Annotated in this window: 14 protein-coding genes; 1 reads left to right on the plus strand and 13 read right to left on the minus strand. The window is 36.4% G+C overall.

Features of this window, described 5'->3' with window-relative positions; all coding sequences use genetic code 11:
* Nucleotides 1-113: 113 nt before the first annotated feature.
* From RIC88_RS16225 to RIC88_RS16285, 13 genes are all read right to left on the minus strand, one after another.
* Nucleotides 114-1,088, minus strand: a complete 975-nt coding sequence (locus RIC88_RS16225) for a proline dehydrogenase family protein (protein ID WP_350218618.1) — start codon at nucleotides 1,086-1,088, stop codon at nucleotides 114-116.
* Nucleotides 1,089-1,419: 331 nt separating this feature from the next.
* Nucleotides 1,420-1,854 (minus strand): SRPBCC family protein, encoded by a 435-nt coding sequence (locus RIC88_RS16230; protein ID WP_350218619.1) that lies wholly within the window; start codon nucleotides 1,852-1,854, stop codon nucleotides 1,420-1,422.
* A 300-nt stretch (nucleotides 1,855-2,154) separates the two neighbouring features.
* On the minus strand, nucleotides 2,155-3,582 hold the full coding sequence (locus RIC88_RS16235) for a serine hydrolase domain-containing protein (protein WP_350218620.1): 1,428 nt from the start codon (nucleotides 3,580-3,582) through the stop codon (nucleotides 2,155-2,157).
* Between the two features lie 10 nt (nucleotides 3,583-3,592).
* A complete protein-coding gene (locus tag RIC88_RS16240; protein WP_350218621.1) occupies nucleotides 3,593-5,182 on the minus strand; it encodes an alpha/beta hydrolase-fold protein in 1,590 nt (529 codons plus the stop codon).
* A gap of 106 nt (nucleotides 5,183-5,288) precedes the next feature.
* Complete coding sequence (locus RIC88_RS16245; protein WP_350218622.1) at nucleotides 5,289-6,176, minus strand: DUF5050 domain-containing protein; 888 nt, start codon at nucleotides 6,174-6,176, stop codon at nucleotides 5,289-5,291.
* A gap of 16 nt (nucleotides 6,177-6,192) precedes the next feature.
* Nucleotides 6,193-7,083 carry a TolB family protein gene (locus RIC88_RS16250; protein ID WP_350218623.1) on the minus strand — a complete coding sequence of 297 codons (891 nt, stop codon included), beginning with the start codon at nucleotides 7,081-7,083 and terminating at the stop codon, nucleotides 6,193-6,195.
* A gap of 1 nt (nucleotide 7,084) precedes the next feature.
* Complete coding sequence (locus RIC88_RS16255) at nucleotides 7,085-7,933, minus strand: TolB family protein (protein ID WP_350218624.1); 849 nt, start codon at nucleotides 7,931-7,933, stop codon at nucleotides 7,085-7,087.
* A gap of 199 nt (nucleotides 7,934-8,132) precedes the next feature.
* Nucleotides 8,133-9,008 carry a TolB family protein gene (locus tag RIC88_RS16260; RefSeq protein ID WP_350218625.1) on the minus strand — a complete coding sequence of 292 codons (876 nt, stop codon included), beginning with the start codon at nucleotides 9,006-9,008 and terminating at the stop codon, nucleotides 8,133-8,135.
* A 658-nt stretch (nucleotides 9,009-9,666) separates the two neighbouring features.
* Nucleotides 9,667-10,149: a dioxygenase family protein gene (locus RIC88_RS16265; RefSeq protein ID WP_350218626.1), complete on the minus strand. Its 483-nt coding sequence runs from the start codon at nucleotides 10,147-10,149 to the stop codon at nucleotides 9,667-9,669.
* A gap of 53 nt (nucleotides 10,150-10,202) precedes the next feature.
* On the minus strand, nucleotides 10,203-10,625 hold the full coding sequence (locus tag RIC88_RS16270) for a DoxX family protein (protein ID WP_350218627.1): 423 nt from the start codon (nucleotides 10,623-10,625) through the stop codon (nucleotides 10,203-10,205).
* Nucleotides 10,626-10,753: 128 nt separating this feature from the next.
* On the minus strand, nucleotides 10,754-11,404 hold the full coding sequence (locus RIC88_RS16275; RefSeq protein WP_350218628.1) for a DJ-1/PfpI family protein: 651 nt from the start codon (nucleotides 11,402-11,404) through the stop codon (nucleotides 10,754-10,756).
* A gap of 11 nt (nucleotides 11,405-11,415) precedes the next feature.
* Nucleotides 11,416-12,033, minus strand: a complete 618-nt coding sequence (locus tag RIC88_RS16280) for a YceI family protein (protein ID WP_350218629.1) — start codon at nucleotides 12,031-12,033, stop codon at nucleotides 11,416-11,418.
* The gene (locus RIC88_RS16285; protein ID WP_350218630.1) at nucleotides 12,026-12,727 is read right to left on the minus strand and encodes a dioxygenase family protein; all 702 of its coding nucleotides are present in this window, start codon (nucleotides 12,725-12,727) and stop codon (nucleotides 12,026-12,028) included. The genes RIC88_RS16280 and RIC88_RS16285 overlap by 8 nt, the downstream gene beginning before the upstream one ends.
* A gap of 135 nt (nucleotides 12,728-12,862) precedes the next feature.
* On the opposite strand from RIC88_RS16285, the gene RIC88_RS16290 reads away from it, so the two are divergent.
* Nucleotides 12,863-13,690: an AraC family transcriptional regulator gene (locus RIC88_RS16290; RefSeq protein ID WP_350218631.1), complete on the plus strand. Its 828-nt coding sequence runs from the start codon at nucleotides 12,863-12,865 to the stop codon at nucleotides 13,688-13,690.
* Nucleotides 13,691-13,705 lie beyond the last annotated feature (15 nt).

The following is a 13,705-nucleotide window of genomic DNA, read 5'->3' on the forward strand; positions in this document are numbered from 1 at the left end:
ATTACTCATCAAGAATGATTTCATGAAGTAATTAAAATCAATTATTTGGTCAGTGTGGATTACACACCCAATTTAGACATTACTTGTTCAGAAGAATAGGAAAAAAACGAAAGCTATAATCCTTGCTTCCCTATATCAACAATTGCTTGATAAACATTTTGTGGATGTTCAGCTAATCTATGCCAAAAATACAGATGCCACTGCATTCCATATATAAGATAAATGCGTGTATCATAGCCTGAATCTGTTAAGCTTGATAGCATTTGATCAGAAACACCTCTTAGCATTTCAAATTCAGTATGGGCTGAAATGGGGTCAGTAGACCTTAAAATTTCCTTTAGTCTCTCAATTATTTCACTATCATGAGTGGCTATTGATAGTTTGTTTTGAGAGGCAATGACTTGCTCACACAATAGAATAAATCGTTCAGTGAGTGCTTCACCACGTGGAATTGAATTAGCCTCATCATATGCGCCTTTTACAATCCGTATTTTTCCATTCTTACAATGATCAATAATATTCTTTAGGTCGTTTAAACTTCGTTCTAAGTAAGCTTGTATGGTAATACCAGCATTATCGTATATTTCATTAGCACTAGTATATAGTTCAAGAATATCATCTGTCCGGTCCGCCCCTTCCATACTGATCATGACGTCCAATCCGCAACTTTTTGCTCTATCCAATAACCTAAACAAATTATTTTTCGCAAAATCGCGATCTATACAAAGGCCTATATGTGATAAATCCAAAGATATAGACCCCTCTACATTATTTTCCATCAAGTCTGCCAACCGGATAAACTCCAGGCATGCGCTAATTGCCTGACTCTGATCTGTTATACTTTCGCCACAATAATCAATTGATACCTTGATGCCAGATTGATTATATACTTTGGCTGTTTCAAAACAATCCTCAACTGTTTCCCCTCCTATATACCTCTTTGCTGCTTTCAAAAGATAAGTATACATTATTTCATTCCCGAGAAATAACGATTTTAACCTTTCATCCTTTGCTATCTTTTTTAGGGAAGATGACACTCGGTTTAAATCAACACGACTCATATCATTTTTGAATGATTGTTTCTTCAAATTATTTAATCTGAACTTTTACCTCATCGGGTTCTTGCATTGGCAAATTCAATTTGCCTCAACATACACCTTAAACCCCTCATATAATCCTTGGAGCATTTTTAAACTTTTGTCATCAAATAAGCAATACAATCTTCATTCATCTTCTTTGACAGCCAGAGCATAGTCATTAATCTATCTCTAATCTAGAAACTTCCTCAGCCAATGAAAGAACAGAAACTGCTTTCTGACCAGTCCGCAGATGTTTGCCCAAGTCTAGTTTCTTTAACAAACTAAGAATAGGAAAAAAACGAAACTAGAAACATGTTATACCTGATTATGTCTGAAGTGCTTAGCTCATTTCCGCAAACTCCTTAAAACTCCTCATAAAATCCCTGGTCTGTTTTTTAAAAGTCCCCGGCATCAGCCATGCGAAAACATTCATTAGGCCACTAAACTTAAATTCAGTTTCTACTATCCATTTTGTTGAATCTGCACCCATGGCCTCAAAATTGTTTCGAACTGTATTGAGAACTCCTTTAGTTTCATATGAACCAGCAAATTCATCTGGCAAATCCCTTTTGGTAACCGTTTCAATCATCTCTACTTCACGCTTACCAATTTTATATATCAACTTGGATTTTGCCCCTTCATAACCGGCCATTCCACTCATTTGCTTAAAGCTTACCAAGTCAGGCTGCCACTCTTTCATATTCTCAGGATTGTCGAATAATTCAATTACTCTTCCTCTAGATTGCCGAATAATGATCTCTTCCTTGTATTTCATATTTTATCTAGAGATAGTACACATATAATAAGTTACATGATGCAGACCTCTACAAATAGGATAAAACCGAAATGAGCTGAGAAATGAGCAAATACCTTTCTTCAAATAATCAGCACTATAACCATCCTAATTTTTCATGAATAAATATTGCACAAAAGTTCAGTTTCGCGATCCACATGGAAATGGAGAGGATTTATGATAATGACTGTAAATCAATATTGGGTACACCTTTATAGTTTCTTATGTTCTTAAATCATATTATTTGGGCCTTATTATACCTCACTGAATTGCCTTTTTGATTCATGTTTTAAAAGACACTCTTCGCAATAAATGTGAAAACAATCGCATTGCCTGATCCTCGCGGTTACTAAGAATTACAATATAGATCTTTGGGTCTGTTAGATAATATACCGCAGCATTGGCTCCAGGCAAACTACCATGATGGCCAACAACTCGATATCCTTGCTCACTTCGTTTCATTATTCCAAATCCATATTTTGAGTCTTCTCCTGTACTGACACTTTCTGCTAAAAGGACATTCATCCATTCGCCTTCAAACAACTTGCTTTTCTGAATAGCTTTATAAAATTTAAACAAATCCGAAGTGGTTGAATAAATCCCACCTGATGGACTTGGATAGTTGAAATCAAATTGCTCCGTATTAAACAGTTTTCCTGGAACGTAATTGTATTTAAGGTCTTTATAATGGCTAAGTCCTTGCACAGCATTTGCCACGTCAAATCCTGTATTCCGCAAATCCAATTTCTTAAAGATGTTATGCCATAGAAATTCATCAAAACTACGTCCACTTACTACTTCTACGATATAGCCAAGTAAATCATATCCCTCGTTTGAATAATCGTAGTTTTCAAGTGGTTTGAAATTCATTCTTCTTCCCTCATTCAAGCTGTCCAGATAATTAACCTGTAGATTAATCAACTCTTCTAAGCTGGTAGCAAATCTGCTCTTATTTACAAAATTCCTATTGTCATCAAGTTCTATTCCCGAAGTATGAAGCAGAAGATGCTTTATTGTCACCTGTTGTGATATATCAGATGGATATTCCTTCACATATTTTGATATTGGATCATTTATAGAAATGTGTCCTTGCTGCACCAACTGAACAATGGCAATAGAAGTAAACAATTTACTCACAGAAGCAATCTTAATTTGATCACCTTTTCCTACATCTCCAAAGCTTTTATCATAGTGAACTTTATCATCTCTGGCGATAAGAATTGAACCAGAAAACAACCCATTTTCAGCCATTCCTTGAAGATAAGTGTCAAGATATTTTGAGAGGTTTCTAAATTTAATCTTGGGAGTATTATGGTTTTGTGGAGGTGAGTATTTCCAAACACCATGTCCTAAAAGCTTTTCACCACTTTTGGAAGTTACAAGCAATAGTGATAACCATTCATTGGAGTAAACTCCTTTTAAATTGTATTTAGGAGATTGATAAGTACTATCGAAATAGGAGGAATAAAGTTGAAGCTGTCCAAACTCATCATACAGTTTCAGAAAATAATCCCGAAAGCTCTCAACCAATTCTGTACTATCTGATACCCTTGCTTGATAATTATCAATGATAAAAGCCTGCATTACCTCTGACGATGCAGAGTTATAGGCTTTAAGCCAATTACCTATGAATGCTTCATTGTGTACTTGTGCCGTCAATTTGACATTCATCAATATGCCAAGCGCAACGATAAGAAACGTTTTTATCATACTTCATTAATTATTCTCCCATTCTTTTCTCACTAAATGCTTGATCCAAAACCCTAAAAAACTCACTCATATCATCATCCCATGGTGTCCATCCGTGTTCTTTTCTTGGTCTTCCCCAGAGAAACTCCCCGCCATAGTAGGGGTTCTTAGTGCTTTCCAGGAAAGCCTCCAGTTCATAAGTAGGCTCATTCAAATAATAACTATCCATGTCGGGAGTAACAAAGTGCAACTTCCCTACTAATGACGGCCCTACTTCACTCCAATTATCCTTTAGATATTGAAGAACATCGTGTCTACGCATATATTCAGCAGTTACGGAATCGATCCTTCCTGTTCGTTTATCATAAAATGGTCGTGGATATCCATCTTCATCAACAGGACAAAATGCCGCGGAAAAAGAATCAAACTCGCTGGATGATCTTCCTTTTGAACCAAGCACTCTTTCAAATTGATTGTACTGTTTGACAGTTAGGTATGGTTGACCAAATTCATTACGATAGGTAGGCTTATCAATAGTATTCCATGTATAGCGCGTTGAATAAAAATTTGTGTCCTCATAGATATTGTTGAGCTGAAAATGTGAAAAATCGACAACATCGGGAGCAAAGGCCCACAAGCCTCCAAAAAAGTCCGGGTAGAAAACTTGTAGCCTGGTGGCTATTAACCCACCGGAGGATCCACCAAATAGAATTCTTTTACCAGATGATTTTTCGATCCTGAAATGCTCTTCAAGATGTGGTATCAGCTCCTTCATTATTGCATCCTGTATAGGTCCACAATTTTCAGAATTTGCAGCAAAACAATGACTATTGTAGGGATTAGGATGCATCAGATGAACAATCAGCATCTGAGGAAATACCGGCTCCATCCACTTTTGAAAAAAGTCGGATGATTCATCAAAGTAATGAGACTGGTATTCTTCAAAATAACCCGTATGGTAGGCTACTGGATATTTTCTTACCGAATTATCATGATAGGTGTTGGGGAGCGCCAAATATGCACCTACAAACATATCCTGACCCCAAAATTCCGAAAGCAGTTCACTCTTAATTTTAACTTTCTTCACATACTCACTTTCTATCATATGGCTTACCAGAGGAAGTACTCTACTCAATGTGAGGTTAAGTTTGATCGGCTCTCCTTCCTTAACCTCAATCGTGTCCACTTCACTCACCAGATTGCCAGGAGACACTTTAAATATTTGTCCCTCCCACTGATCGTTAGGCAACCAAACCGATTGTCCATCTGATCGGTCAAACTTTGTATAGACATTGAGAATCGCTTGTACATAGTATTTTCCAGGAGGCACATCTTGAAACTGCTCATAAGGATAACCTAATGCAAATGGATCGAATGTGATTGCACCACCGTTATTCACTTCACTAATATCCATACCGAACATTGGCGATGAATTTGCCCAATGACCAATTTGCATTCTTGGCTCACGATCCCCAAATCTGCCAAATGCAATTAGCAATCTACCAGTATAAGTCTCTTGATGGTTACTTTCAATTGTAACTTGAATACTTGGCTTTTTTGTTTGTGTACAATTACACAAAACAATAACAACACCAATCATAAGTATATTTCTTTTATTCATACCGGCATAGGATCGTTAATTTGAAGATAACTCAGCAGTAGAGTCTTTCAAAAAGTAAGAAACATTTAATACAACAACCCCACTGAAGTCGGTCGAACATTGACAACTAGTGGTTTGTTAACCTTTGCACATTGGTTCCGTCTGCATTCATCAGATAAATATCCTGATTATTATCACGATTAGAAACAAATAAGAGCTTTTTGCTATCTGATGACCAATTAGGAGCACTGTCAACAGCTTCATTTTTTGTCAAATTAATTTGATTGGTGCCATCTGAGTTCATTACATAAACCTCATACTGCCCCTCATGATCAGAATTAAATGCAATTAATTTGCCATCCGGTGACCATTTGGGGTCACTACCTACACGCGACAACAGAATTGGATTCTTTCCATTCGCATCCATACGAAAAAGTTGCCACGGTTCAGATCTGGATGCACGAGAGCTAAAAACAATGTACTTCCCATCAGGTGACCAGTCTGGTTGGGAATCATCTCCAGGTCGATTCGTAAGTCGCATTTGATTCGACCCATCTTCATTCATAACATAGATTTCACTATTACCGTCTCTGTCAGAATTAAAAGCAATTCTTTTGCCATCCGGAGACCATTTTGGCACCATATCCCTGCTACCACTCTGAGTTAGATTGACAGGATCATTTCCATTAGTTTTCATTAAATAGATTTCGAAGTTTCCATCTCTTTTGGTGACAAAGGCAACTTTCGAACCATCAGGAGAAACCGATGGCAACAGCTCAATCGAATCCCCTGATATAAAGACACTTTGATCCGTGCCGTCTGGGTTCATTCTATAAATTTCACGATTGCCTTCATCACGATTTGAAACAAAAAGAATGTAACTATCATCTGAGGCCCAGCGAGGTTGCATATCTGAGGCCGGTCTGTTTTGTTGTCCATTACAATCCAAAAAAGATACTACCCAAAAACCAACGAATACAGTAGGTTTTAAGATCATGGATGCTAAATGATTCATTTAATTTTAATTTAAATCAGTCAAAAATTTTCTTCGATTCAAATAGTCGTTTTTTGTGCTTGTTTTCCATATTCAACAAACTTAAACCTTGACTATCAACAGACACAAACAGTAATTTTTTACCATTTGGTGAAGGTGACACAAGACCGCCACTTTTATTCATGATTTGCACTTTCTCTGAACCATCGGGCTTAATTGACATTACCTCTCCTTCATTTCGGACATAGACAATCCGTCCATCAGCTGACCATGTGGGAAAAATGTTGTGATTAGTATCATTGGTTAGATTCCTATGAAATGACCCTTCCCGATCTGTGAGATAGATCTGGTCCATATTATCTCCCCTCTCATGATAATAAACAATAAAATCAGAGCCTGGAGACCATTCAGGATTATAGCATTTAGCATCAATATCCCTCGTAATGTTTCTAATTGCTCCGGAAGATATTACTAACACATATAAGTCTTCCTTTCCCTCTTTATCATTGTAGAAAACTATGGACTTGCCATCTGGAGACCAACTTGGGCCGGAATCTTTATATTCTGAAGTAACCAAAGCATTGCTGACTTTACTTCTCACATCCCACAAGTATAAATTTGAATTTTTCCCATCTCTTTTATCATAAACAATTCTGTCACCATTAGGTGAAATATCAAAATAAAGAGTCCCGGAATCAATTTGTATCAGAGATTTAGATTTCAAACTATACATATAAAGCCCCCACTTATCTGATGAATAATCTGACCAATCTGATTTTACCCTGATCGCAGTGAAAGCAATGGTTTCCCCATCTGGTGTCCATTCAAGGTCTTGAAAAACAATTTTATACTCCTGAGAAACAACTAAATGAGATGAGAAAAGAATAAATAGACAGGAAAAAACAAGAGCATATTTGATAAACTTCATATCACTTTGATTCTTCAATTAGTTTGATAGTCTTACCAGACTTCATATGCTTTTTTTCAATGCTCACTCCTCTACGATATAAAAGCCAATTGCCGTCAGAAGAGATCTGTCCATAATAGCATTCATCATTTTCACTATTTGAACTAGTGAGTTGCTCCTCATTATTTCCATCTTTATCTATTGAATAGATTTGGGATACCCCACCATTCTTACTAGAGTAATAAGTAATCACTAATCCGTCCGGACTCCAATAAGGAGCTGAGCTGCTTCCGTCAGTAGTTAATTGATTTGGCTTTCCACCTGCAACTGAAATAGTATAGATATTATAATCCATTCGATACACTATAAGATCACCATCCGGAGACCAATTTGGGAAAGAGCATCTTTTTTCATTGAAGGTCAATTGCGTAACCTCATCTGTTTTTAAATCTAAAATGAAAATATTATCAACTCCATTTCGATCGGAATTAAAAACAATCTTATTTCCATCTGGCGACCATGAACCATACCGATCTTTTGCCTTATCAGAAGTTAATCTTTTAACCGAGCTTCCATCGGCATTCATAACATAGATATCTGAATTACCACCACGATCAGACCAAAAGAGCACCCTTCTTCCATCAGGAGACCAACGAGGAAACCATTCATTGCTGCCATCACTAGTAAGACGTTTAACTTCTGTTCCATCTGCTTTCATAGTGTAGATATCTGAATGATCATTCTTGTAAATTACAAAGGCAATCTGCCTAGAATCAAGAGACCAATTTGGCTCTGTTTGGGCATTAACGTAGGTACAATTGGCCAATATAAAACCAACTTGTAGAATTGAATAAAATAGCCTCAATTTCATAGTTTTAAGAGTTTTAATTTGGTAATTTCAACCTATTCTTGAAATCACCGCCAATTTCAATATTGAGCTAAATCTCAAGTTTTTCTCTTTGTATTAATTGTACAAAAACGAAAGTCATTTAAAGCTATGAGTTACTGTTTTGATATTACACATGAGAGATTAACTAATTTCAAACTCCCTTATTACTTACGTTTGAATTTTATAATGCAAACCTTGTAATGTTGCCACTCTCAATATTCAAAATACAAATAGCGTATTTCTGCTTTCCATCATCCAGGTCTATGACATTGAATAGAATATTTTCCAAATCAGGAGAAATTTCAGCTCTCATTTTTCCATTATTCGAATCCGTTAATTGGCGATGGTTGAGCCCATCATAATTCATAAGATAGATTTGCTGAGATTCTGAAGTATAAGAAATATAAACGATCGTTTCACCATTATAAGACACTGATCCCAGCAGGCTATGTTTATTGCTATTTGTCAATTTTTTAACTTTAGGTTGCTCTATGTGTGTCTCATATAGTTGATAACTGCCATTTCGTGAAGATTGAAATATGATTGTTTTATTATCGGGCATCCAACAGGGAGCGAAATCATTATTTGAATCACGAGTTATTTGTTTTATACCCGTGCCATCCCTTTTCATAATATATATATCTGTATTTCCTTGTCGTCTACCTTCAAATGCAATCATAGTTCCATCGGGTGACCATCTATGTGTTCCATCTAATTCTTCGTTTTGCGTAAGCTGCTTTAAACCAGCTCCATCCAGATTCATTACAAAAATTTCAAAATCACCATCCCTATTAGATGCAAAAGAGATACTTTTTCCATCCGGAGACCATGCAGGCATTCCATCGTAAGAGGGATCATACGTCAGCTGTTTTAAGTTGCTGCCATCAGCCTCCATTACATAAATATCGAAGTTGCCACTACGATCTGAGTAAAATAATATTTGAGAACCATCTGGTGACCAGCGAGGATCATGATAGTTAAATTTAGCTTGGGGTTCATGAAGAATTCCATTGCTACTGAGTCTGAGGATTAGAACAAAAAGTAAAAGCAATTTCATCGATACAATTAAAATTAAATGATACACATAGAATAGCTAAGCAAGTGTGATATCATAAGAATTAATTGTACAAAAACGAAGACCCTGTCTATAATTTTCTAGGCCCTAAAATCCTGAAACACTTAAATTAACAGACAACTTTCTTTTGTTATTTGTCTTCTTGAAAGGTTAATTGCTCGACATTTCCTGTGGACAAGTTTTTTAAAAAAAATATCACTTTTATTTTCATCTCCTCTAATAAGCAATAACTTTTTATCTGTAGGACACAGTTGGCCATAATATGCTTTTTTGAAATCTTTGGTAATAATTTGAACATCACTTCCATAGGATTCATTGAATATACTTGAGCACTCCCACCTCTTTTTGATCCAAAAAGAATTTTACTTAGGTGACCAAAATGGTGATGAAGTGGTTCCATCCTGAATTAATTGCAGATTCTTTTTTGCAGAAAAATTATACAGGTAAATCTCTTGGGATCTGCTTTGACCACCCCTATATATAATCTTGAATCCTAAATATCAGCATTGCCATCGCCTATTACCACATAAGTTATTTTAGCTCCATCAGGGGACCAGCAAGGTTCTGATTTATATTGTCCTTGTAAACTCGAGTTCGCTAGTAATAAGATTAATACATTCAGTAATATTTTCAAATCCCATTATTTAGGTTCAAGCTTAATTGTAGTATTAACTACCCACTTTTCACTTTTTTTATTCTGAAGTTCAAGAATTATAGCATCTTTATTCACTGCAATTTCTTTTCTCAAGTCATCACTAACCCATCCTTCAAATAAAAATTCAAACTTCCATTCTTCATATCCCCTTGCTCTTGCAACTACATGAATATGTTTTCCATCAACTTCACCCGGATAGTTACCAGGAACAATTGTTTCAATTAAGAATGAACCACTGTTATCCGTTGCTAGCTTCCCCCTTATTTTTGCATAGCTGGGCATTCCAAGCAAAGTACTATTATAATTTCCTGATGTATCAGCCTGGTATAAAAAAAGAGATGCTTTTATTGGCTCCAGAGTTTCAGCATCAACTACAAGACCTTTGATGACTATTCGTTCACCAGGTTCGTCCTTAGACAGGATAATTTCTCCCTCACCTGTATTGCAATGCGCATTTCCAATTGACAAACTGAGATAGCTAATCAAAATAATACCAGCAAAAAAGTACAGTTTATTACGACTCATGATTTCCCCAATTTTGATAATGAATATTTTCCACTTCCTGAAAAGAAAAGAGCGATAAGACTTAGAAGGTAAACCAATGGAAGTTCTTTATCCATCAATTGGTCATTGGCATGAAAAACAAAAAATGCAATTGACATAGTAACAATGAGTGGGATTAGAGAAGCACGCATAAATACCCCAAGAATTATGAGAATTGAACAACAGAATTCTGAGATAACTGCTAGTAGCAGCATATTAAAACCTCCTATACCAATTGGATCAAAATCATCAAAAAAAGACGTATTTCCATCAAGAAGATCACTTAGCTTACCTATACCATGCAGAAGAATGAGTCCACCGATAGATAACCTTAAAATCAAAAGAGATACATCAATGTCTATTGGATGTGAACCTATTATTTGCTTTAATCTTTCATTCATATTTTATACCTAAATCACTTAATTATTTGCTGGACAGTGAGCTCAAGTAGCTATACTCATTCGCTTTCATATACCTTAAAGAAATGCGCAGGCTAGTTGGGATAATTGGATAAAACCGAAATCAACAATCATTTTTCAGGATACTTCCAACCGTTACCCTGGTATTCAAGATGATCCGCCACAATTTGAGCTTGTCCTCTTCCAAAATAGATCTCCAAAATATGAAGAGCTAGATCAATTCCTGATGTGAGTCCTCCCGAAGTATATATTTTATCACTCACTCTGGTAAAGCGTACGTTTTCAATCCAATTAACAGAAGGGAACTCTTTTTTAAACCTTTCAACTGCACCATGATGTGTAGTTGCAGTTTTTCCGTCAAGAAGCCCTGTTTTAGCAAGGTGTTTTGCTCCTGTACATACTGACATTAGATAATCAACTTCAGGATAAACTTTCTTTAACCATTCAGTTAACGTTAGAGAACCTCGCTGAGCTGGGATAATCACAATGTCTGGAACAGGGGAATCTTCAAATGTAAAATCAGCCACTCTTCCATCAACAACTTCTCTCGTCTCACTTACAGTGAAGATGTTAAACCTTTTCATATGTCGATTCTCAGTGGAATCAAAATGCCATGTTTGGAAAACGGCTTGGGGTCCAACATAATCTATTTCAGTTGTGTTCTTTGATATAACACAAGCTACCTGTATTCGCTTGTTGTTTTGGGCACAAATTACACCCACATTCAACATCATACAAGCTACTGAAATGGCTATTCTCATTGAAAATATAGTTAATTCAAATACAGCTCAACTTTAATTTTGAAGTCAGAATCAACTAACTTTTGTTCAAGCCAGGAACCTTGCTCGCCAATTTTCCATTCACTTCGATCAATTTGTATTTCAGCACTGAAAAAGTCTCCATTCATAGTAGATATAAACTCAAGCGGATTAGAAATTCCCATAATAGTCATATCTCCTACAATTTCCACTTTTCCATTGTTCATTTCTTTTACTCCAACTATTTTAAAAGTTGATTCAGGATACTCCTTAGTGTTGAAATCACTATTTAAATGTTTCGTCAGGTTCTTACGGGGAATCGAATCACTAAGCGGAATGTCAGTATTATAAATGGATTTCATGTTAGCAACAAACTGACCACCTTCCAGTTTCTTGTTCGAGAATGTCAAATATCCACTCTTAAACTTCACTGTTCCTTCATGACTACCAGCTCCCATTAACTTAGTCCCTCTCCACTTAATGATTGATTTCTCAAGATCAATATCAACCCTTTCACCTGACTGATCAGATGATTTTTGAGATGTAAATGAACTCAAAGCAACACTGCTTTCTTGATGGGAGTTCTGACAACTAACAACCAAAAGTGCGAGCAATAACAATATCTTATTCATATCCGGGTACATTTTTACCAAGCTCAATATCACGATACCCAACACTTAATTCACCCTCCTGAATCAACTCAAGAACATTTCCTCCGCCACCTAAACCGCCAAGTGATTCGATTTCCTCTTTGGTTACTAGTGGATCATCTGCAAACCAATAATCATCAATCCAGTAATATTTTCCGTTTGGTTCGAAAATAATTGGATGGATATGGGCCGGTCCATCATAGTTTCCAGGCTTCAACGTATAGAAAGTATACTCGCCTTCTTCGTTTGTCTTAATCCAACCTCTCAAATATCCATGTCTCTGTCCCCACCCTGTTTCATCGCCTTTAGTTGGATAAACACCATCTTTATTCGTATGATAGATATACAACACTACCCCACATGCAGGTTCTGTTCCTCCAGACTTATACACTTTACCAGTCACTTTGAGTTTAATTTCCGCATCGTCAAATCCCGGTAAAGTATCAATATGATTTATGTCAGGACCTGGGAACTCCAGCACACCCTCACATCCTTCACAAGTGCTGATTAATCTGGCCTCATCTATAGACCCAACGGAACAAGGCAAAGAATTAAAATCATCATCATTTAAATCTGGTTCATTCCCACTTGATTTATCACAATCAATTAGCAAAAAACCTAAAAACATCCCAACAAGCAAGCGAAGTAACATAGCAAAAATGGTTAGTCGCTTCAAAAGAGGAGTTTATTAACACCAATTCCTTGTATAAAAACGAACTAATTGTTGGGATTCAGGCAATTTTTCCTTAATTATTAACAACCATTCCTAAAAATAACTAACCGAATGGGATGATTAACCGTTAAGTAACCCATGCAATTCAATGAATACGTTCCTTGCGAGAAATACTCTTCTTTAGTAAAGTGTTTTTGGTCAATCAATGGCGAGGCTCAAAACAAATTAGAGCGTATTGTGCCCGGAGGTTGTGCCGAGATTCTCTTCAATCTTGGTGACCCATTGACGATCGAAAAGGGATCGGATGTATTTGAATTCAAAAACGTAATCATTGGAGGCCAAATTACCGGTCATGTAAATATCCCTTTGAAAGGGAATATTGATATTTTTGCAATTCGTTTTTATCCCTCCACAGCACATCAGGTGCTTAGGTCAGACATGGACGACCTCAATGATTCATTTTACGGATATTCTGAAGTTGTTTCAAATAAACAAATCCCTTCTTTGGATCATATGCTAGTTGCAGGAAATGATAAGAATCGAATTCAGGCCTTAAACACTTTTCTGGAAAGATGTCTTTCCACTTATGATAGCTCCAGGCAAGTAAGGGTAAACCAGTGTATAGATGCACTCAACAAGCAAACTGATCATTTCTCAAAATACGATTTAGCTGCTGAATTAAAAGTCACATCAAGAAGGGTGGAACAGATATTTTCAGAACTAATAGGACTAAGACCTAAGCTATTCTGGAGAATCAAAAGACTTCAAAAAATTGTAAATGAAATGCGCCTTGGAATGCATCATAACCTTACACAGCTAGCCTACCATTTTGATTATTTTGACCAAGCCCATTTCAATCGCGATTTCAAGATGCTTACTGGAATTCCACCTAAAGAGTACCTCAACGAACAACCATTCCTAAGCAGTAAATTCACTGATCCCGAAGGGTTGTCCCAAGCACTCTAAATAGACCTTGGAACA

Source organism: Ekhidna sp. (genome assembly GCF_040220215.1).
Classification (GTDB): domain Bacteria; phylum Bacteroidota; class Bacteroidia; order Cytophagales; family Cyclobacteriaceae; genus Ekhidna.

Excerpts from the sequence above, each read along its gene's own strand:
- RIC88_RS16260 (WP_350218625.1), bottom strand. The coding sequence starts at position 9,008 with ATGAAATTGCTTTTACTTTTTGTTCTAATCCTCAGACTCAGTAGCAAT.
- RIC88_RS16280 (WP_350218629.1), bottom strand. The coding sequence starts at position 12,033 with ATGAATAAGATATTGTTATTGCTCGCACTTTTGGTTGTTAGTTGTCAG.
- RIC88_RS16230 (WP_350218619.1), bottom strand. The coding sequence starts at position 1,854 with ATGAAATACAAGGAAGAGATCATTATTCGGCAATCTAGAGGAAGAGTA.
- RIC88_RS16250 (WP_350218623.1), bottom strand. The coding sequence starts at position 7,083 with ATGAAGTTTATCAAATATGCTCTTGTTTTTTCCTGTCTATTTATTCTT.
- RIC88_RS16275 (WP_350218628.1), bottom strand. The coding sequence starts at position 11,404 with ATGAGAATAGCCATTTCAGTAGCTTGTATGATGTTGAATGTGGGTGTA.
- RIC88_RS16235 (WP_350218620.1), bottom strand. The coding sequence starts at position 3,582 with ATGATAAAAACGTTTCTTATCGTTGCGCTTGGCATATTGATGAATGTC.
- RIC88_RS16245 (WP_350218622.1), bottom strand. The coding sequence starts at position 6,176 with ATGAATCATTTAGCATCCATGATCTTAAAACCTACTGTATTCGTTGGT.
- RIC88_RS16270 (WP_350218627.1), bottom strand. The coding sequence starts at position 10,625 with ATGAATGAAAGATTAAAGCAAATAATAGGTTCACATCCAATAGACATT.
- RIC88_RS16240 (WP_350218621.1), bottom strand. The coding sequence starts at position 5,182 with ATGAATAAAAGAAATATACTTATGATTGGTGTTGTTATTGTTTTGTGT.
- RIC88_RS16290 (WP_350218631.1), top strand. The coding sequence starts at position 12,863 with ATGCAATTCAATGAATACGTTCCTTGCGAGAAATACTCTTCTTTAGTA.
- RIC88_RS16255 (WP_350218624.1), bottom strand. The coding sequence starts at position 7,933 with ATGAAATTGAGGCTATTTTATTCAATTCTACAAGTTGGTTTTATATTG.